The sequence below is a fragment of the Marinobacter suaedae genome (assembly GCF_030519635.1).
Lineage (GTDB): Bacteria > Pseudomonadota > Gammaproteobacteria > Pseudomonadales > Oleiphilaceae > Marinobacter > Marinobacter suaedae.
In genome coordinates this window covers 809143-827587 of the sequence record NZ_JAUMIS010000002.1, presented here as the reverse complement: position 1 = coordinate 827587, position 18445 = coordinate 809143, and the positions used below count along the sequence as shown (strand labels likewise).

Genomic DNA, 18445 nt, shown 5'->3' with positions numbered 1-18445 from the left:
AATTTGGTCAAGGAGTTAGGTCGGTAGGGGCATAGCCGAAATCGCAAGCGGGTGCATCGGCTGTATTGCGAGTCCAATTTCGAGAGGCGACGAAATTCGCGAGGTTTCCATTTCCCGGAATCTCACCGAAGTCCGATAGTGAATCTAATCATGGATGGCGGGATACAGCGATGAATTCTCGCCAATTTAGTAGAGACCCTACCGCCATTGGAATTCCTGACGAAGGAGCGGATGTCCGGAGGCTCCCGCTCAGCGGTGCAGTTGAAGAAAGGGAGGGCATAGTATTTTTGTGCGTTTTGACCTATTTTTTTGATAAACAGCTTTACCAGAGGCGGAAAGACAGTTTTGAGAGGTGAGCCATTCGATGGCTCTGGTTTGCTTGCTTATCTTCAGTCAAGGAAGTTGGCCAGTATGACGTGTGTGGAGAGCATTTTCGTTTATCTCTGCATTTCAAAGCGTGCCGTTAATTTTAATTGGAGCCCCAGCCATGTCTAATGAGCTAAATCTTGAGCTGTCGAGTTTACTGAGGAAGTTTATTTTTGGGGCTTGCGTGGCTTTGCTTGCTCCGCAGGTTTATGGCCAAGAAGCTAAAGTTCTGCTTAAGGGGCGTTATTTGGAGTTCCAAGGAGGCTTTACCATCCCGGAAATTGGTGGGCTTGGCTCCCCAACGATGATTTGGTCCGAGCTACAAATGGATAAATTGCCGGGTACAAGCAAATGGGCTTTCAGTCACCCCGCAGGGTATGTCGTCGAGTTGCTTGAGCCGGGACCGATCGGTACTGGAGATGTGAAAACTTGGCCGGAATTAGCGGTGGGTCGTTCGCAGTTAGTGTACACAGGAATAGATCACCTATCGACGCTGGGTGTGTTTTGGCTAGATGCTGAAACTCTGCTTACGTCTGTGCGACGGACGTATCGGGCGGGCCCTATGGACGACTGGATTTCTAAGGTCGATTTGGATACGGGGGTGGTGGCTCGTTACACAGTCTCGGCTCCTTACGACGCGAACCTACAGCAGTTTGAAGTTGATAATGAAAATTTCCACGTAATTCAAACCTTGGGTTCTGGCTTCATGCGTATAAACGATCCGGTGTTTAGCGAAGCTGTTGCCAACGGTAACGCATTTTTGATGGGGCGTGGTGGCTACGATGTGTTGGGTTCCCCGAGGGGGCCGGGTTTGGGTTCTTGGAATATCGGTGACACTACGGCGACCATGCTGATTGACTACCCCAACGAAAGCCCATTGCGGCGTGACCGGTATTTCACGTTCCCAAGTCTTGACCCGAGTACTAATACCGAGGCCGCACAGCCAAGCTTGTGGTCTGACCCGACTGCCGAGGGTGGTGATTGGGTGGCTGGTGATATTGGCGGCGTGGCCCACATAAACCATCCCGAGGTTAAGGGTGTTCTTTTCACAGTCAACGACGCTCGAGGGTTGCTCGATTACCGAGCGCAAGGTGACGGTGGCTCGGGTAAGTATTTCTTGGTCGCAGACCCGGCTAAGTTTTACAGTGCAGACAGTGAGGGAACTAACCGGCAGAACCATGAAGAAGAAACTCTGAACCAAGCATACCCGCCTGGTGGATATGCGCGTATAGGGATGGTTTATGACCCGGATAGCCTTGTAAGAGTGGCGAACGGAGAGCTCAATCCTTGGGATTTAGATCCGCTTCGATTTGATTGGCCCCAGGGTGACTTTGAGTTCGCAGACTATGAGGGACACTTGACCCGTTTGAATGTGGGGGAGCTGGGCGGAGCATACTGGGATAACGACCGGCAGTTGCTTTGGGTAACAGTATCTTGGCCCAAGCCTGCAAAATTGGTTGCATATTCCCTTGTCGTGGACGACGCCAGGCCGGAGCCGAAAGTGGTCATACCTGCAGGATATGGTGACGAGGTCCCGCCTGCGCCTCCACAAAACGTCAATATTGAGGGTCAGTGAAGCAGGTAAATTTTCAGAATTTTCTGAGCGTAAGGAATGATTTTCGGTTAATTGTGTGGCGAAGGTCGATTAGGGGGGGGGCTGCAATAATTTGTGCAATGGCACTGAGGTGTTGCGGGCTATCGACCTTTTGCGGAGCATAACTTAATGCATTGGGGGGGAGAAGTTAGTTGCGGCTTGTCAACTCTTCGAGCTCACTGAGCATAGCTCAAATCCCAGTTGTGCCTTTTCGTTAAGTAAGTGCATTTTGTTGGTCGCCTTGCACATTAAAGTGTTGATTCGATATGGCCAGACTCATGGCCCGAAATCGCGAGCAGTTGAGCCGTTCAGGAAAATGCAGTTCCTGAGCGGCTTTGTTTAGGCTGTAATGATGAAGTGGATAGCTTAGCAGAGAGGGCTAGCATTGTTGTTTCTAGTCTCTATGTAGAACGTCTGCCGCATGCAGGGTATTCTCCAGCAGTGTAGCAATGGTCATCGGTCCTACGCCGCCAGGAACCGGAGTAATGTACGCGGCCCTTTCGGCGGCGGTTTCAAATTCCACGTCACCAGTCAGTTTGCCGTTATCCATGCGGTTGATACCAACATCAATCACGGTCGCTCCTGGTTTGATCCATTCTCCTTTCACCAGTCCCGGCTTGCCGGCCGCGGCCACCAGAATGTCTGCGTCACGCACGAACTTCTCAAGATCCGGTGTGAAACGATGGCAGATGGAGATAGTGGCACCTTTTAGCAGTAGCTCCATGGCCATGGGTCTGCCGACTATATTGGAGGCGCCCACAATCACCGCGTGCTGGCCTTTATAAGGTGTATTGATGCTGTCGAGCAGAGTGATAATGCCAGCCGGCGTGCAGGGGCGCAGCGTCGGTGATCTTTGGGTGAGTCGGCCAACGTTATAGGGATGGAAGCCGTCCACGTCTTTGTCCGGACGGATCTTAAGAAGAATCGGTGCTGCGTCCAGGTGCGAAGGCAGCGGGAGCTGGACCAGAATGCCATCTACCGTAGGATTTTCATTCAACTCGTCAATCAGCGCTTCCAGAGCTTCCTGGGTCGTGTCTTCTGGAAGGTCGTAAGATAGCGACAGGAATCCGACTTCGTCGCAGGCCTTACGCTTGTTTCCAACATAAACTTCGGACGCTGGGTCGTTGCCGACCAGCACAACGGCGAGCCCCGGGACTCGCAAGCCTTTTTGTTTGCGAGTTTCAACGCCGGCGGCTACCTGCTGGCGAACTTTTGCGGCAATTTCTTTTCCGTTGATCAGTTTGGCACTCATGTTTCGTCTTGTCGGTTGGACGTAAGTAAATGAAGGCTGCGCATTGTCTCATGCTTCCGGGTGTAGGCCAATCAGCGCTTCGGGGGAACTTTTGCCAGGGCGGGGGAACAAAGCAGAAGTGCCTTTGGGGTGGATTTGAAAATGCTTGTTGACGCGGTGGCTCAGCGCCGGTAATATGCGCGCCAACTTTGCTGAGGCACTTGTTGTTCAGGCGAATCGGGGTATAGCGCAGTCTGGTAGCGCGCCTGCTTTGGGAGCAGGATGTCGGGAGTTCGAATCTCTCTACCCCGACCACTTTTCTGAATGTTCAGGTGGGTGAACGGTTATGCGCCCGTAGCTCAGCTGGATAGAGCAACGGCCTTCTAAGCCGTGGGTCGCAGGTTCGAGTCCTGCCGGGCGTGCCATTAAGCGGTCGGTGTGGAAAGAGCCAGCGTCGATCAGAACCAGCAAAGTTGAGTGATCGAAAATACCGAAAGGTATGTCCCGATGTGGTGGACGTAGCTCAGTTGGTAGAGCTCAGGATTGTGACTCCTGCGGTCGAGGGTTCGAACCCCTTCGTCCACCCCACTTTTCTCTTGATTCCAGCTTGTTGAGCTTCTCCTTTGAGCGTCAGTCTCGGAATTCAACGAGTGATACGCGAGCGTGGCGGAACTGGTAGACGCGCTGGATTTAGGTTCCAGTATCGAAAGATGTGAGAGTTCGAGTCTCTCCGCTCGCACCATTTATCCTTCTCTTCCTCTATATTCTCTTAGATTTATTTCCGCAACTTGGCGCCGCTGCCTGCGGTCTGCTAATTCTGCTTTCTTGTTTTGAGGCGAGTTTTTACTTTTCTTTGAGAATTCTTGCGGCTTTCTATTCGGGCTTCTCATTTTTTCGGCTAGTCCGCATATCTGTTTGGGCTGACCGGGAGTAGGTTGGAGGGGTAGAAGTATGGTCCAGAGGTGATTCTCTCGGCAGTGCAAACCGTGATAAACTACTGCCTTTTAAAATTTCGGTCGCCCCGCGAGGAACCGTCCGGAACAGGACTTTTAGTTTTATTTCATTCACATACCGAACCTGTAATTTGAGGATCTTCCATGCAAGTGTCTGTTGAAACGACCTCCAACATCGAGCGTCGCATGACGATTGGTGTGCCCGCCCAGGAAATTGACCAGGCGGTTCAGAAACGCCTGCAGGAAACTGCACGCACCGTGCGTTTGAATGGTTTCCGTCCGGGTAAGGTGCCCATGAGCGTGGTCAAGCGTCGTTTCGGTGACAGCGTTCGTCAGGAAGTTGTTGGCGAAGTTATGCGCGACAACTACATCAAGGCCCTTCAGGAGCAGGACATCAACCCTGCTGGCTGGCCGAAGTTTGAGCCGAAGACCATGGAAGAAGGCAAGGATCTGGAATTTGTTGCCATCTTCGAAGTGCTGCCAGAGATTGAGCTGGGTGACCTGAGCAAAATTTCCATTGAACAGCTGACCTCCGAAATTGGCGAGAAAGACATCGACAATATGGTGGACAACCTGCGTCGCCAGCAGGCCACTATGAAAGAAGTGAAGCGCAAGTCCAAAAACAAGGATGTGCTGACCATCGACTTTAAGGGTTTCATCGACGGTGAAGAATTTGAAGGTGGCGCTGCCGAAGGCCATCGCCTGACTCTGGGCTCTGGCCAGATGATTCCGGGCTTCGAGAAGGCCATCCAGGGCGGTAAGGCTGGCGAAGAAATGGAAATTGAAGTGACCTTCCCGGAGGACTACCACAACGAAGATCTCGCCGGTAAGCCTGCGAAGTTCGAAATCAAGATCCACAAGGTTGAAGAGCCCCAGCTGCCTGAGCTCGATACCGAGTTCTTCAAGAAGTTCGGCATTGATGCTGAAGACGAAGCCGGCTTCCGTGAGGAAGTTAAGAAGAACATGGAGCGTGAGCTGAAGCAGGCGGTGTCCAACAAGGTCAAGAACGACGTCGTTGACGGCTTGCTGGAAACCACCGAACTGGACGTTCCGGCTGCCCTGGTGGATCAGGAGATCGACCGCCTCCGTCAGGACGCTGTTCAGCGTTTCGGCGGCCAGGTTGACTTCCAGCAGCTGCCGAAGGAAATTTTCCAGGAGCAGGCTGAGCGTCGCGTGAAAACTGGTCTGCTGTTCCAGGAAGTGGTTAAGAAAAACGACCTGAAGGCGGATGACGCCAAGGTAGAGGAAAAGATCCAGGAGATCGCCTCTACGTATGAACAGCCTGAGGAAGTTATTGCCCACTTCAACAGCAACGCCGAACAGAAGGCTCAGATCGAGTCATCTGTGCTGGAAGATGCTGTGGTTGATTTTGTCCTGGAGCAGGCCAAGGTCAAGCAGAAGAAGGTCAAGTACGAAGAGGCCGTGCAGGCTGGTCAGCCTCAGCGCTGATTCGTCTGGAGCCGCTGACTTGACCGGCTCGCCTGGTGACCCTGAAAACAGCCGGCTTGTCCGGCTGTTTTCTTCTGGGCCCGGTGCTGGCAAAGTATAGGGTGCAATAACACCTACAATATAACGCTGTGGTGCGAGTCCACGCTACTGTCCAGAAGGAGTTCAGGCGCAGATGACGCAAAAACCGATTGATGGCCCTGCTATGGTAACCAGCTCCGGCCTGGTGCCAATTGTTATTGAACAGACTGCTCGCGGTGAGCGTTCCTTTGATATCTATTCTCGTCTGCTTAAAGAGCGGGTGATCTTCCTGGTGGGTCCTGTTGAGGATCACATGGCCAACCTGGTTGTGGCCCAGCTTCTTTTCCTGGAATCAGAAAATCCTGACAAAGACGTACACCTGTACATCAACAGTCCGGGCGGTTCTGTGACTGCTGGCATGTCGATCTACGATACCATGCAGTTCATCAAGCCCGATGTGGCGACCCTGTGTATCGGGCAGGCTGCCAGCATGGGTGCGTTCTTGTTGGCTGGCGGCGCCGCTGGCAAGCGCGCGTGTCTGCCTAATTCCCGCGTCATGATTCACCAGCCGCTGGGAGGCTACCAGGGGCAGGCGACGGACATCGAGATTCACACCCGCGAGATCCTGAAGATTCGTCACACACTGAATTCAATCCTGGCGCATCATACGGGGCAGGATATTGAAACCATTGCCAAGGACACCGACCGTGACAACTTCATGGATCCGGCCCAGGCAAAAGAGTACGGGTTGATCGATTCCATACTTGATAAGCGCGTACCGAATAAATAATACTTGCACTAATCGCATCATTCTTGGCCGTCGTAGAAGCCTATAACGGCGGCTTACCAAGATCAGAGGTATTTCAATGGCTGATGAAAGAAACGGCAGAGGCGACGATAACGGCAAGTTGCTCTACTGTTCGTTTTGCGGAAAGAGCCAGCATGAAGTCCGTAAGCTCATTGCAGGGCCCTCGGTGTTCATCTGCGACGAGTGTGTCGACCTGTGTAACGACATCATCCGCGAAGAAATTCAGGATAACGCACAGGAAGAATCCAGCGATCGCCTCCCCACACCGACCGAAATACGTGACACTCTGAATGAGTACGTCATTGGACAGGATCGTGCCAAGGTGGTGCTTTCGGTTGCGGTTTACAACCACTACAAGCGGCTTCGCTACGGCGAAGGCAAGGCTGATGTAGAGTTGGGCAAGAGTAACATCCTGCTGATCGGACCGACCGGTAGTGGTAAAACCCTGCTGGCAGAGACTCTGGCTCGCATGCTTAACGTGCCGTTCACTATTGCCGATGCCACCACATTGACCGAAGCCGGCTATGTCGGTGAGGACGTCGAAAATATCATTCAGAAGCTTCTTCAGAAGTGCGACTACGATGTCGACAAAGCCCAGCGCGGTATTGTGTACATCGACGAAATCGACAAGATTTCACGCAAGTCGGACAACCCGTCCATCACTCGCGATGTTTCGGGTGAGGGTGTGCAGCAGGCGCTCTTGAAGCTGATCGAAGGTACGGTGGCTTCCGTTCCGCCGCAGGGCGGTCGAAAGCATCCCCAGCAGGAATTCCTGCAGGTCGACACCAGCAACATCCTGTTCATTTGCGGTGGTGCTTTTGCTGGACTGGATCGGGTTATCCAGGAGCGGACAGAGCGCAGCTCCATTGGCTTCTCTGCTTCCGTCGTTAGTCAGGATGACAGCAAGAGTGCGGCGGATATGATTCAGGAAGTGGAGACCGAAGATCTGGTGAAGTTTGGCCTGATTCCTGAGTTCGTTGGTCGTCTGCCGGTTGTTGCAACGCTGACTGAGCTGGACGAAGCCGCTCTGGTTCAGATTCTGACCGAGCCGAAGAACGCTCTGACCAAGCAGTATCAGAAGCTGTTTGATATGGAAGGCGTTGAGCTGGACTTCCGGGAAGATGCGCTGCGCGCTGTGGCACGCAGGGCGATGGAGCGGAAAACGGGGGCTCGGGGTCTTCGGTCGATCATGGAGGCCACATTGCTGGACACCATGTATCAGATTCCGTCGGAGCACGACGTTTCCAAGGTGGTGATTGATGAAAGCGTGATTGATGGCGATTCCGAGCCGTTCAAGATCTACGCGAGCAGCGATCACGCCAAGGCGGTTCCGGAAGACTGATCATCGTTCAGGATTCCGACCAGTGAAAAGGGGCGATTGCGCCCCTTTTTGCGTTTTTCATGCCTCAGTTTTTCGTCCTGTCCGTAAACTAAAAAGATTGCAATTTTTGCGGTCGCCCCAATCAAGAATGATATGCTGAAAGAAACACCGTTCGAGGATTCCCTATGACCCGCATACCTGAGAATTCTGTGCAAGAGTACCCCCTGTTGCCGTTGCGCGATGTGGTGGTGTTCCCGCACATGGTAGTCCCGCTGTTCGTGGGCCGAGAAAAATCCATTCAGGCGCTCGAAGCGGCGATGGAAGGAGGCAAGGAAATCCTGCTGGTAGCCCAGCGTGATGCGTCGACCGATGAGCCGGGCCCTGAAGACGTTTTTGACATGGGTACCCTGGCAACGATCCTGCAGATGCTGCGCTTGCCGGACGGCACCGTAAAGGTGCTGGTCGAGGGCAATGCCCGGGCTGATATCGAGCAGATCGACGAGGGTGATTATCTCACTGGTCGTGCCTTTATGCTCGATGAAGAGGGACTGCCGGGTCGTGAGGAAGAGGTTCTGGTCAAGTCTTTGATGGAGGAGTTCGAGAAATACGTCAAGCTCTCCAAAAAAGTCCCGTCGGAAGTTTCCAACTCCCTGAACGGGATCGAAGAACTTGAGCGTCTTGCCGATACCATGGCCGCACATCTTGAGATGCGTATTCCCGAGAAGCAGGAGCTGCTGGAAGCTCTGGACGTGCGCAAGCGTGTTGATCTTTTGCTCGGCAAGCTGGACGGCGAAATCGACCTTATCGAGGTCGAGAAGCGAATCCGCGGTCGCGTTAAAAAGCAGATGGAGCGCAGCCAGCGTGAGTACTACCTGAACGAGCAGATGAAGGCCATACAGAAGGAGATGGGGCAGCTCGGGGAAGGCAATAATGATTTCGAAGAGCTTGAGCAGAAGCTGGAAGAAGCTGGCTTGCCGGAAGAGGCTCGCAAGAAGACCGAAGCCGAGCTGAACAAGCTCAAGATGATGTCGCCGATGTCTGCCGAGGCCACCGTTGTGCGCGGCTACATCGACTGGATGTTGGCGGTGCCCTGGAAGAAGCGGAGCCGTGTTCGCCATGACATCGAAAAGGCCCGCGAGATCTTGGATCGGGACCACTATGGCCTGGACGAGGTCAAGAAGCGCATTCTCGAGTACCTGGCTGTCCAGAGCCGAGTGAAGAAGGTGAAAGGCCCGGTGCTGTGCCTGGTCGGGCCTCCTGGTGTGGGTAAAACGTCCCTGGGACAGTCCATTGCCAAGGCGACCAACCGCAAATACACGCGCATGGCGCTGGGTGGCGTGCGTGACGAGGCCGAGATTCGCGGCCATCGTAAGACCTATATCGGTGCCCTGCCAGGCAAGCTGCTGCAGAAGTTGTCCAAGGTTGGAGTGAAGAACCCGCTGTTCCTGTTTGATGAGATTGACAAGATGGGCATGGATCATCGTGGTGATCCCGCCTCTGCACTTCTGGAAGTGCTGGATCCGGAACAGAATCACACCTTCAATGACCACTATCTGGAGGTGGATTACGATCTGTCTGACGTCATGTTCGTCTGTACGTCCAACTCCATGGATATCCCCCCGGCGCTGCTGGACCGGATGGAGATCATCCGTATCCCGGGTTACACCGAGGATGAGAAGGTCAACATTGCGACACGCTATCTGCTGCCCAAGCAGATCAAGGCCAACGGCCTGCGCAAGGATGAGCTGGAAATAACAGAGGCGACCCTCCGGGATCTGATTCGCTACTACACTCGGGAAGCCGGTGTTCGGGGGCTTGAGCGAGAGATCGCCAAGATCTGCCGGAAGGTGGTCCGCGAGCACGTCGAGGCTGACAGCAAGGTCTCAGTGATCCTGCAGCCGGACATGCTGGAAGAGTATTCCGGTGTCAAGAAATTCAAGTACGGCCTGGCGGAAGAGAAGAACCAGATTGGGCAGGTGACCGGCCTTGCGTGGACTCAGGTGGGCGGCGAGCTGCTGACCATCGAGTGCGCGTTGACTCCGGGTAAGGGGCGTGTGGTCAAGACCGGTTCCCTGGGTGATGTCATGCAGGAATCCATTCAAACGGCTCTGACCGTGGTTCGCAGTCGTGCTGCCGGTCTTGGTGTGGCGGATGATTTCCATGAGAAGCATGATCTGCACATCCACGTGCCCGAGGGAGCGACCCCGAAAGATGGCCCAAGTGCCGGTATTGGCATGTGCACTGCTCTGGTTTCTGCGCTGACCCGAATCCCGGTTCGGGCCGATGTGGCCATGACCGGTGAAATCACCCTGCGTGGTCGAGTGCTGGCCATTGGCGGACTGAAGGAAAAGCTGCTTGCAGCCCATCGTGGTGGTATCAAGACGGTATTGATTCCCGATGAAAATGTCAGGGATCTCAAGGAGATACCGGATAACATCAAGGAGTCCCTGGAGATCCGGCCGGTCAAGTGGATTGATGAAGTTCTTGATCTCGCACTGGCGTATCCGCCGGAGCCGCGGGCGGACGAAAAGAGCTCTTCGGCGGCCAGCGGGAAGCCTCGCGACGACGAAAGTGACGCCTCAGAACGCATAAATACACATTAAAGCCCGGATGAGTTGTTGACACGCTAGAGAGCCCGTTGGTATAACTGTTTCGCCGTGAAGCAGCCAATACCAAGGGCTCCCGCGCAGTATGAGTGTTTATTACGTTCATCGGGTAGACACCGTCAGGAATAAAAAAACTGAAAATGGAATTCTCGAATCGCCTGTGCGATAGTCGGGAACGTCCTAGAAATAAAAAACCAATCTAGAACATCTTCAACCTGAAATCGAAGGGGTTTAGTGTGAATAAGTCCGAACTTATCGATGCAATTGCAGAGTCCGCAGACATTTCCAAGGCAGCCGCCGGCCGTGCGCTGGACGCGATGACCAACTCCATTACCGACGCGCTGAAAAAAGGCGATCAGGTCACTCTGATCGGCTTCGGCACTTTCTCTGTTAAAGAGCGTGCTGCTCGTACTGGTCGCAACCCGCAGACCGGTGCCGAGATCAAGATTCCGGCCTCCAAAGTGCCTGGCTTCAAGGCTGGCAAGGCCCTGAAAGACGCCGTTAAGTAACGGTTCTTTCTCAGGCGGCTCCGGCTGACGGAGTCGCCAAGAAGAATTCGAGGCGCATTCCGAACAGGGTGCGCCTTTTTACGTTCAGTCAAACAAGAAATGAAAGACACTGCACTTCCTTGAACGGGGATTCGGGAGAAACATGCTTCAAGATATTCGCGAGAACGCCCAGAGCACCATTGCCAAGGTTATTGTTGGCCTGCTGATAGTGACGCTGTCCCTCTGGGGTGTGGACGCCATCATCGGCGGAATCGCCGGCGAGCCGGAAGTGGCGACGGTCAACGGTGAAGAGATTACAGAACGGGAGTTCCTCCGCCTGGTCCAGCTCGAAAGCCAGAGCCGGCTGTCGCGCATGGAGACGCCCGATCCCTCCCTGCTGAATGAAGACCGGATTCGTCAGGAGGTGCTGGAGTCACTGATCCAGCAGCAGGTGCTGACTCAGGATGCCGATGAGCAGGGTCTGGCACTGGACAAGGCCGATGTGGATGCGCTGATTACCCAGATGCCTCAGTTCCAGATAGACGGCAAGTTTAACGCTGAGAGATTCACCAGCACCGTGCGCAATATGGGTATGGGTGTTCAGGAGTTTCGGGACGCACTACGCAAGCAATATGTGATCAATCAGATCCGCGCCGGTATCGTGCAGAGCGGCCTGGTGCCGAACGAGAATGCTGAACGATTGATGCGTATTCAGAACCAGACGCGTGATTTCCGTACCCTGAGCGTCGCTGCCGATTCCGTGGCGGAAGATGTCGAAGTGACGGATGCCGAGATCGAGGCGTTCTACGAAGATAACAGCCAGGCTTTCCAGCAGCCGGAGCAGGTGGATGCCGCGTATATTACGCTCTCTCTGGGCGCACTGGCCGAAGGCATTGAAGTCAGTGACGAGGACCTTCAGTCCTACTATGAGCAGCGTTCCAGCGACCTGGCCCGGGAAGAGCGTCGTGCGGCCCATATCCTGATCGAGGGTGGGGAATCTGCCGACGAAACCATGGCCACCATTCAGGAGCGTCTGGCGGCTGGGGAATCCTTTGCCGATCTGGCGCAGGAATTTTCTGCTGACACGGTTTCTGCGAAAGAAGGCGGCGATCTGGGCTTTGCTGGTCGCGGTGTTTACGACCAGGCCTTCGAGGAAGCGCTGTTTGCGTTGGACGAGGGTGAGGTGTCCGAGCCGGTGGAAACCAGCTTTGGTGTTCACCTGATCAAGCTTGAGGATGTCCGTCGATCCGAGGTTCCGGCTCTGGCAGAGATTGAGCAGCAATTGCGCAGTGAATTGGCCCGTGAGCGTGCCGAAGACAAGTTCATTGAGGTGCGCACCCGTCTGGCGGACGCGGCCTACGCGGCTGACGATCTGGCGGGCCCGGCCGAGGAGCTTGGACTGGAAATCCGTGAGGTTGAGGGCGTGACTCGCAATGGCGGTCCGGCTCCGTTCGATCACGAGGGGCTGGTTCGTCAGCTGTTCTCGGTGGATGTGCTGGAGGACAGCTATAACACCGAGCTGATTGATGTAGGCGACAGCGTGTCTGTGGTTGCCCGGGTTCGCGAGTACCGCGAGGCCCAGCAACTGGAGCTCGATCAGGTAGCTGATGACATTCGTGCCCAGTTGGTGGCTCAGAAGACCCGTGAGGCGCTTCAGGACCGTGCTCAGCAGGTGGTTGAAGGTCTTGAGTCTGGTCAGTCTCTGGAGGAGTTGGGTGTTGACGGCGAGTGGATAGAAAACGACGCGGTTGCCCGCGGTGCCACCGGATTTGATCTGGGCGTGGTACAGACGGTATTCACCATGCAGCGTCCGGAAGAGTCTGGCTCGGTTTACGGTCATTCTGTGACTGCCGACGAGGCCACCGTGATTGCTCTGGACGCCGTTAATGACGGTGAAGTGGCCGAGGGCGGAGCCGAGTTCAAGCAGCTTGCGCAGTTCCTGGCTTCTCTTGAGGGGCAGCGCGAATACGCTGCTTATCAGGAGTTCCTGCGGGATCAGGCTGATGTGGAGCGCCCTTAAGCGCTGCTGATGTTTTCGGGATGATTCATCCCAAGAAAAAAGCCCGGGCTGAGTCCCGGGCTTTTTTGTTTCTGGCTCGCTAATTAGTCAGCAGGCGGGAAGCGGGTGGGTTTCAGGCTTTCCTTGATTTTTTTCAGGTGTCCGAGGAAGTCGGTGCCTCGCTTGAGGGTGACGCCTGTGGCCAGAATATCGATAACCGTCAGGTGAATGATGCGGGAGGACATGGGCATGTATACCTCCGTGTCTTCCTCTGCGGTTACTCCCAGAACCACGCTGCACATCTCTGCCAGCGGGGAGTCGGGGTTCGTGATGCCAATCACCGTCGCGCCATTGGCGCGTGCCAGTTGAGCCACGTCGACGGCCTCCCGGGTGCGCCCGGTATAGGAGATGACGACGATGACGTCCCCCACGGTGGAGCCTGCGGCCACCATGCGCTGCATCAGCGCGTCGTCATAGGACATGACCGGGATGTTGAACCGGAAGAATTTGTGCTGCGCATCCAGCGCAACCGACGCAGAGCCGCCCATGCCAAAGAAATTTATCTGCTTGGCCTGAATGAGGTAATCGATTGCTTGTGACAGCGCCTTTGGGTCCAAAGCCTGGCGGGCTTTGTCCAGGCTGGCAATGGTGCTGAGCATGATTTTGTCGGAGAACTCGGCAACGGAGTCGTCCGGCTCCACGTTCTGGCTGACGTAGGGTGTTCCGGTGGCGATGCTCTGGGCCAGGCGGATTTTGAAATCGGGGAAACCTGTTGCAGAAAAACCGCGGCAAAACCGGTTCACCGTCGGTTCGCTGACGTCTGCGGCACGGGCCAGGGCAGCGATGCTGTAACGGGTGGCCGCGCTTGGGTCGCGGAGGATGGCTTCGGCCACTTTTCGCTCTGATTTGTTCAGGTTGTCCAGGCGGGCCTGAATGTCTTCCAGCAGATTATCGTCTCGATGTGCCCGGTTCTCGGCCATTGCAGGTACTCCAAAGCTTGGCGCATTATTGTGAGAATATCGGGAGTATACCGCGTTTTTTTGTCTGGATGTGTAGTAAACCTATCAGGCGGGCCCCCAGTGGCAGGATTGTGGGGTTTCCGCTGTCTTCTTTTACCTAAAATTACTACACTGAACGGTAGCGCTCATCCCTACGCCTGCCAGATCTCAAGGAGAGAGGCTTCGATGGCCAACCTAATCCACACTCGTTGTGACCTCATGCTATTCGGTGCATTGGGCGACCTGGCGCAGCGCAAACTGTTTCCCGCCCTGTATCAGCTGGAGCGCGCCAGGCTTCTTGCCGACGGTAGCCGGATTCTGGCGATTGCGCGTACGGATGCATCCACCCCGGACATTCGGAATCAGTTGCTGGCGAAGCTCAGGCAACATGCAAAGCCCTCTGAATTCGACGCCTCCGTGGCCGACACCTTTCTTGCGCGGGTGGATTACAAATGCCTCGACTTTACCGATCCGTCTGGCTTTTCGGATTTAAACGATTGGCGGGATTCGGCGAACAACCAGCTCATCGTTTATATGGCCACACCGCCGTCCATGTACGGTGTGATTGCCAGGAATCTGAGAGCCGCGGATTGTTGTATTGATAAAACCCGGGTGGTGGTGGAAAAGCCCATTGGCCATGACCTTGATTCCTCCCGGGTGATCAACGACGAACTTGGGGAGGTGTACAACGAAAGTCAGCTGTTCCGGATTGATCACTACCTCGGTAAAGAAACGGTCCAGAATCTGATTGCGTTGCGTTTCGCCAACAACCTCTTTGCCTCCCAGTGGGACCAGAACCATATCTCTCATGTTGAAATTACCGTGGCCGAAAGTGTTGGCATTGAAGGTCGGTGGGGGTACTTCGACAAGGCGGGCCAGATCAGGGACATGATCCAGAACCACTTGCTGCAGTTGCTGTGCCTGATCGCCATGGATCCACCGTCAGACCTGACCGCAGACAGCATTCGGGACGAGAAGGTAAAAGTGCTCAAGGCGTTGCGCCGTATCACGCCCGATATGATGGAGCGCTACGTAGTGCGTGGCCAGTACGTGGCGGGCACCAGTAATGGAAAGCCGGTGCCGGGTTACCTGGAAGAGGAAGGGGCCAACAAGGGCAGCTCTACGGAAACCTTTGTCGCCCTGAAGGTGGAAATCGATAACTGGCGCTGGTCCGGGGTGCCATTCTACATCCGTACCGGAAAGCGCCTGCCCGAGAAGCTTTCCCAGATCATCATACACTTCAAGCCTGCGCCTCATTACATCTTCGACCCGGACCAGAAGCATCTGGCCAACAACAAGCTGATCATCCGCCTGCAACCGGACGAGGGTATGGCGCTCAAAATTCTGACCAAGGATCAAGGGCTGGATAAGGGGATGCGGCTGCGGCAGGGGCCCCTTGAGTTGACGTTCTCAGAAACCTTTGACACGGACCGCATCCCGGACGCCTACGAGCGGCTGCTCTGGGAAGTTATGAAGGGCAATCAGTACCTGTTTGTGCGCCGGGATGAGGTCGAGCATGCCTGGCGCTGGGTGGATCAGGTAATCCAGAACTGGCAGGACATAGGAGAGCCACCCAAGCGTTACGCAGCAGGCACCTGGGGGCCGGTGGCATCCATCGCCATGATCACCCGGGACGGAAGGAGTTGGTATGAAGACGCCTGATATACAGTTTCCCGAGGGGATTCAGGCGCGATTCGAGGATGCGCCCGAGTCCGTCGCCCTCATTTTGGCCAATGCAGTGGCAGACTTTCTCCGTGAGCGGCTCGCCAGCGCCGAGCGGGCAAGCCTGGTGGTGTCCGGAGGTTCGACTCCGGTGCCGTTTTTTGAAGCCTTGTCAAACAAGGCGCTGGACTGGCATCGGGTGGATGTGTTGCTCGCGGACGAGCGGTGGGTTGATGAGGAAGATCCGGCGAGCAATACCCGGCTGGTCCGTGATCACCTGCTCAAAGGGGAGACCGCCGCAGCGCGATATCTACCACTAAAAGCAGAGGGGCGGGCGCCCATTGATGCGCTAGCCCGGGTTTCAGCGGGGCTCAAAGACCTGGCGTTGCCACTGGACGTGGTGATTCTGGGCATGGGCAACGATGGCCATACCGCGTCACTGTTTCCTGACGCGCCTGAAATCGCGCGGGCGATGAATGCTCAGTCGTCAGAATGGGTCGTTGAGATGTCGCCACCCTCACAGCCGCATCCGCGCATCTCGCTCACACGGCCCATCCTGGAGGCAGCGCGTTTCACAGCATTGCATTTGAAAGGGCGCGACAAGCTGGAAACCCTCAAGCGTGCCCTGTCTGAACCGGAAGATGTTCTGGCGATGCCGATAAGGGCCTTCCTGAAACCCGGGCTTCAGGTGTTCTGGAGTCCTTGATTGTGTCTGCCGTTACTGGCTATGGAGAGCAACCATGACCCAATTGTCTGACTTCCATCGTGAGCGCATCCAGGCGGTGTTGGAGGCGTCACCCCTGGTGCCGGTTATTTCCATTGAAGACCCCGATCAGGCTGTGCCGCTTTGCCGGTCCCTGGTTGATGGCGGTATTCGGGTGCTGGAGATTACCCTGCGTACGCCCTTTGGTTTGAAGGCTATCGAGGAGGTGCGAGCAGCACTGCCGGATGCCTGGGTAGGCGCGGGAACTGTGACCAGCGTTGCCCAGTACCGGGAGGCAGAGAACGCCGGCGCCCAGTTTGTGATTACACCGGGCGTGACGGAGGCCATTCTTGAGTTTGGCGTAACCTCGCAAGCGCCATTGTTGCCGGGTGTTGCTACCGTGTCCGAGTTGATGATGGGGTACGTACTGGGCTATCGCCAGTTTAAGTTTTTCCCGGCGGAAGTGGCTGGTGGTGTGAGTGCGCTCAAGGCATTTCGGGGGCCATTTCCGGACGTGACGTTTTGCCCGACTGGAGGCATTCGGCGAGAAACCGCCGGGCATTATCTGGAGCTGTCGAATGTCCGGTCGGTCGGTGGCTCATGGCTGACGCCCAGGGATGTGGTGGCCGCCGGGGATTGGGCGCGTATCAGAGAAATTGCCGAGGGCAGTCTGTCTGATTTGGGCTAGAGGTACTCTATTGGCTTGGTTGACTGGATTGGGCGCCAAGTGAGGGCGCCCGATCCGTTTCAGGGATGATGCCGGGTCAACGAATGTCGGCCCCGACTTTCACGATTTTCATGGTATTCGTGCCGCCCTGGGCGTTGACGTAGTCTCCCTTGGTGATTACGACAAGATCTCCCTCCTTCACGATTTCCCGATTGACCAACTCCGAAATGGCCAGGGAGTTGGTACGCTCGTTGGGTACCGTGGCCGAGTCGAAAGGAACCGTCTGTACACCCCGGAACAGCACAACTCGGTGCTGGGTGGAGTGGTGCCGGGAAAAGGAGAAGATCGGCAGGCTGGATTTAATGCGGGACATCAGTCGCGGCGTCGCTCCGGTTTCCGACATGCAGATGATGGCCGTCACCCCTTCAAGGTGATTGGCGGCGTACATGGCGGACAGCGCTATGGCCTCGTCCACCCGCTCCATGCTTTCGTGGATGCGGTGCTTGGACTGGTGCATGGACGGGTGCTTTTCGGCGCCCAAACAGATGCGGACCATCGCCTCGACGGCTTCTTTCGGGTAATCGCCCACGGCAGTTTCGGCTGACAGCATGACCGCATCGGTGTAGTCCATGACCGCGTTCGCCACATCGGATACTTCCGCCCGGGTCGGCATGGGGTTGGTGATCATGGATTCCATCATCTGGGTTGCCGTAATCACGGCCCGGTTCAGGGTTCTGGCCCGGGCGATGATGTGCTTCTGCACGCCCACCAGTTCCGCATCGCCAATCTCTACGGCCAGGTCGCCGCGGGCTACCATGACGGCGTCGGAGGCTTCAATGACCGCATCCAGGGCGGCTTCGTCGTGGGCCAGTTCGGCCCGTTCGATCTTGGCGACCAGGCCGGCATTGGAGCCGGCGTCGCTCAGCAGTTTGCGGGCCGTATGCATGTCTTCGGCCGTTCGGACGAAGGAGACCGCTACATAGTCCGCGCCCAGTCGGGCTGCGGTGACGATGTCCTGCTTGTCCTTTTCGGTGAGCGCTTCGGCCGAGAGTCCACCACCGCGCTTGTTCAGGCCTTTGTTATTGGACAGCGGGCCGCCAATCAGGACCGTAGAGGTAATGCTGTGTGCATCAACTGACCGCACCTCCATCTCGATCCGGCCATCGTCGAGAACCAGGATATCGCCCGGTTTCACGTCGTCGATCAGCTGTTCGTAGTCGATACCAACACGTTCGGCCGTTCCTGCCTCCTTATCCATGCTCGCATCCAGGACAAAGGTTTGTCCGGCACTCAGGATTACTTTGTTGTCGGCGAATCGGGCGATACGGAGTTTCGGGCCTTGCAGGTCCGCCAGGACGGCGACAAAGCGCCCGTTGGCGGCTGCGGTCTCGCGCACCAGTCGGGCCCGGTTGATGTGTTCCTCGGCGCTTCCATGGGAAAAATTCAGTCGCGTGACATCCACTCCGGCGGCAATGATGGCGGATAACGACTCTGGTGAGTCCGTGGCGGGTCCGAGTGTTGCGACTATTTTGGTACGCCTGAGCATATTAGGAAGTCCTTAACGGTGCGTTTATCTGTCTAG

At 55.7% G+C, this 18445-nt stretch carries 13 protein-coding genes and 4 tRNA genes; 14 read left to right on the top strand and 3 right to left on the bottom strand.

Translation table 11 applies throughout. The features are described 5' to 3' along the window. Positions 1-487: 487 nt before the first annotated feature. Positions 488-1942, top strand: a complete 1455-nt coding sequence (locus QVZ43_RS12670; protein WP_302910216.1) for a hypothetical protein — start codon at positions 488-490, stop codon at positions 1940-1942. A gap of 412 nt (positions 1943-2354) precedes the next feature. Here QVZ43_RS12670 and folD read toward each other — a convergent pair whose 3' ends face one another. Further along, positions 2355-3212 (bottom strand): bifunctional methylenetetrahydrofolate dehydrogenase/methenyltetrahydrofolate cyclohydrolase FolD, encoded by an 858-nt coding sequence (gene folD, locus QVZ43_RS12665; RefSeq protein WP_302910215.1) that lies wholly within the window; start codon positions 3210-3212, stop codon positions 2355-2357. A gap of 217 nt (positions 3213-3429) precedes the next feature. Here folD and QVZ43_RS12660 point away from each other — a divergent pair. From QVZ43_RS12660 to QVZ43_RS12615, 10 genes are all read left to right on the top strand, one after another. After that, a tRNA-Pro gene (locus tag QVZ43_RS12660) sits at positions 3430-3506 on the top strand. Between the two features lie 33 nt (positions 3507-3539). Beyond that, positions 3540-3616 (top strand) — tRNA-Arg (locus QVZ43_RS12655). Between the two features lie 87 nt (positions 3617-3703). After that, a tRNA-His gene (locus QVZ43_RS12650) sits at positions 3704-3779 on the top strand. A gap of 69 nt (positions 3780-3848) precedes the next feature. Then, positions 3849-3933 (top strand) — tRNA-Leu (locus QVZ43_RS12645). 355 nt (positions 3934-4288) lie between these two features. Continuing rightward, the gene (gene tig, locus QVZ43_RS12640) at positions 4289-5593 is read left to right on the top strand and encodes a trigger factor (protein ID WP_302910214.1); all 1305 of its coding nucleotides are present in this window, start codon (positions 4289-4291) and stop codon (positions 5591-5593) included. Between the two features lie 172 nt (positions 5594-5765). Next, entirely contained in the window at positions 5766-6401 is a 636-nt protein-coding gene (gene clpP / locus QVZ43_RS12635; protein WP_223793211.1) for an ATP-dependent Clp endopeptidase proteolytic subunit ClpP, read from the top strand. 76 nt (positions 6402-6477) lie between these two features. Then, positions 6478-7761, top strand: coding sequence for an ATP-dependent Clp protease ATP-binding subunit ClpX (gene clpX / locus QVZ43_RS12630; RefSeq protein ID WP_223793212.1), 1284 nt, complete (start codon positions 6478-6480; stop codon positions 7759-7761). Between the two features lie 164 nt (positions 7762-7925). Further along, the gene (gene lon, locus QVZ43_RS12625) at positions 7926-10343 is read left to right on the top strand and encodes an endopeptidase La (RefSeq protein WP_302910213.1); all 2418 of its coding nucleotides are present in this window, start codon (positions 7926-7928) and stop codon (positions 10341-10343) included. A 239-nt stretch (positions 10344-10582) separates the two neighbouring features. Next, positions 10583-10855, top strand: coding sequence for an HU family DNA-binding protein (locus QVZ43_RS12620; RefSeq protein WP_223793214.1), 273 nt, complete (start codon positions 10583-10585; stop codon positions 10853-10855). Between the two features lie 142 nt (positions 10856-10997). Beyond that, entirely contained in the window at positions 10998-12854 is a 1857-nt protein-coding gene (locus QVZ43_RS12615) for a SurA N-terminal domain-containing protein (RefSeq protein WP_302910212.1), read from the top strand. An 83-nt stretch (positions 12855-12937) separates the two neighbouring features. Here QVZ43_RS12615 and QVZ43_RS12610 read toward each other — a convergent pair whose 3' ends face one another. Continuing rightward, positions 12938-13813 carry a MurR/RpiR family transcriptional regulator gene (locus tag QVZ43_RS12610; protein WP_302910211.1) on the bottom strand — a complete coding sequence of 292 codons (876 nt, stop codon included), beginning with the start codon at positions 13811-13813 and terminating at the stop codon, positions 12938-12940. Between the two features lie 204 nt (positions 13814-14017). Here QVZ43_RS12610 and zwf point away from each other — a divergent pair, with 204 nt between their 5' ends. From zwf to QVZ43_RS12595, 3 genes are read left to right on the top strand one after another with little or no spacing between them, the layout of a single operon-like run. Beyond that, complete coding sequence (zwf, locus tag QVZ43_RS12605) at positions 14018-15493, top strand: glucose-6-phosphate dehydrogenase (protein ID WP_302910210.1); 1476 nt, start codon at positions 14018-14020, stop codon at positions 15491-15493. After that, positions 15480-16199, top strand: coding sequence for a 6-phosphogluconolactonase (pgl, locus tag QVZ43_RS12600; RefSeq protein WP_302910209.1), 720 nt, complete (start codon positions 15480-15482; stop codon positions 16197-16199). Before zwf ends, pgl begins: the two co-directional genes overlap by 14 nt. 34 nt (positions 16200-16233) lie before the next feature. Continuing rightward, the gene (locus tag QVZ43_RS12595) at positions 16234-16884 is read left to right on the top strand and encodes a bifunctional 4-hydroxy-2-oxoglutarate aldolase/2-dehydro-3-deoxy-phosphogluconate aldolase (protein WP_302910208.1); all 651 of its coding nucleotides are present in this window, start codon (positions 16234-16236) and stop codon (positions 16882-16884) included. A gap of 76 nt (positions 16885-16960) precedes the next feature. On the opposite strand, the gene pyk is transcribed toward QVZ43_RS12595, so the two are convergent. Beyond that, a complete protein-coding gene (gene pyk, locus QVZ43_RS12590) occupies positions 16961-18409 on the bottom strand; it encodes a pyruvate kinase (protein ID WP_302910207.1) in 1449 nt (482 codons plus the stop codon). Positions 18410-18445 lie beyond the last annotated feature (36 nt).

Excerpts from the sequence above, each read along its gene's own strand:
- zwf (WP_302910210.1), top strand. The coding sequence starts at position 14,018 with ATGGCCAACCTAATCCACACTCGTTGTGACCTCATGCTATTCGGTGCA.
- QVZ43_RS12615 (WP_302910212.1), top strand. The coding sequence starts at position 10,998 with ATGCTTCAAGATATTCGCGAGAACGCCCAGAGCACCATTGCCAAGGTT.
- QVZ43_RS12595 (WP_302910208.1), top strand. The coding sequence starts at position 16,234 with ATGACCCAATTGTCTGACTTCCATCGTGAGCGCATCCAGGCGGTGTTG.
- clpX (WP_223793212.1), top strand. The coding sequence starts at position 6,478 with ATGGCTGATGAAAGAAACGGCAGAGGCGACGATAACGGCAAGTTGCTC.
- pgl (WP_302910209.1), top strand. The coding sequence starts at position 15,480 with ATGAAGACGCCTGATATACAGTTTCCCGAGGGGATTCAGGCGCGATTC.
- clpP (WP_223793211.1), top strand. The coding sequence starts at position 5,766 with ATGACGCAAAAACCGATTGATGGCCCTGCTATGGTAACCAGCTCCGGC.
- QVZ43_RS12610 (WP_302910211.1), bottom strand. The coding sequence starts at position 13,813 with ATGGCCGAGAACCGGGCACATCGAGACGATAATCTGCTGGAAGACATT.
- lon (WP_302910213.1), top strand. The coding sequence starts at position 7,926 with ATGACCCGCATACCTGAGAATTCTGTGCAAGAGTACCCCCTGTTGCCG.
- tig (WP_302910214.1), top strand. The coding sequence starts at position 4,289 with ATGCAAGTGTCTGTTGAAACGACCTCCAACATCGAGCGTCGCATGACG.
- QVZ43_RS12670 (WP_302910216.1), top strand. The coding sequence starts at position 488 with ATGTCTAATGAGCTAAATCTTGAGCTGTCGAGTTTACTGAGGAAGTTT.
- folD (WP_302910215.1), bottom strand. The coding sequence starts at position 3,212 with ATGAGTGCCAAACTGATCAACGGAAAAGAAATTGCCGCAAAAGTTCGC.
- pyk (WP_302910207.1), bottom strand. The coding sequence starts at position 18,409 with ATGCTCAGGCGTACCAAAATAGTCGCAACACTCGGACCCGCCACGGAC.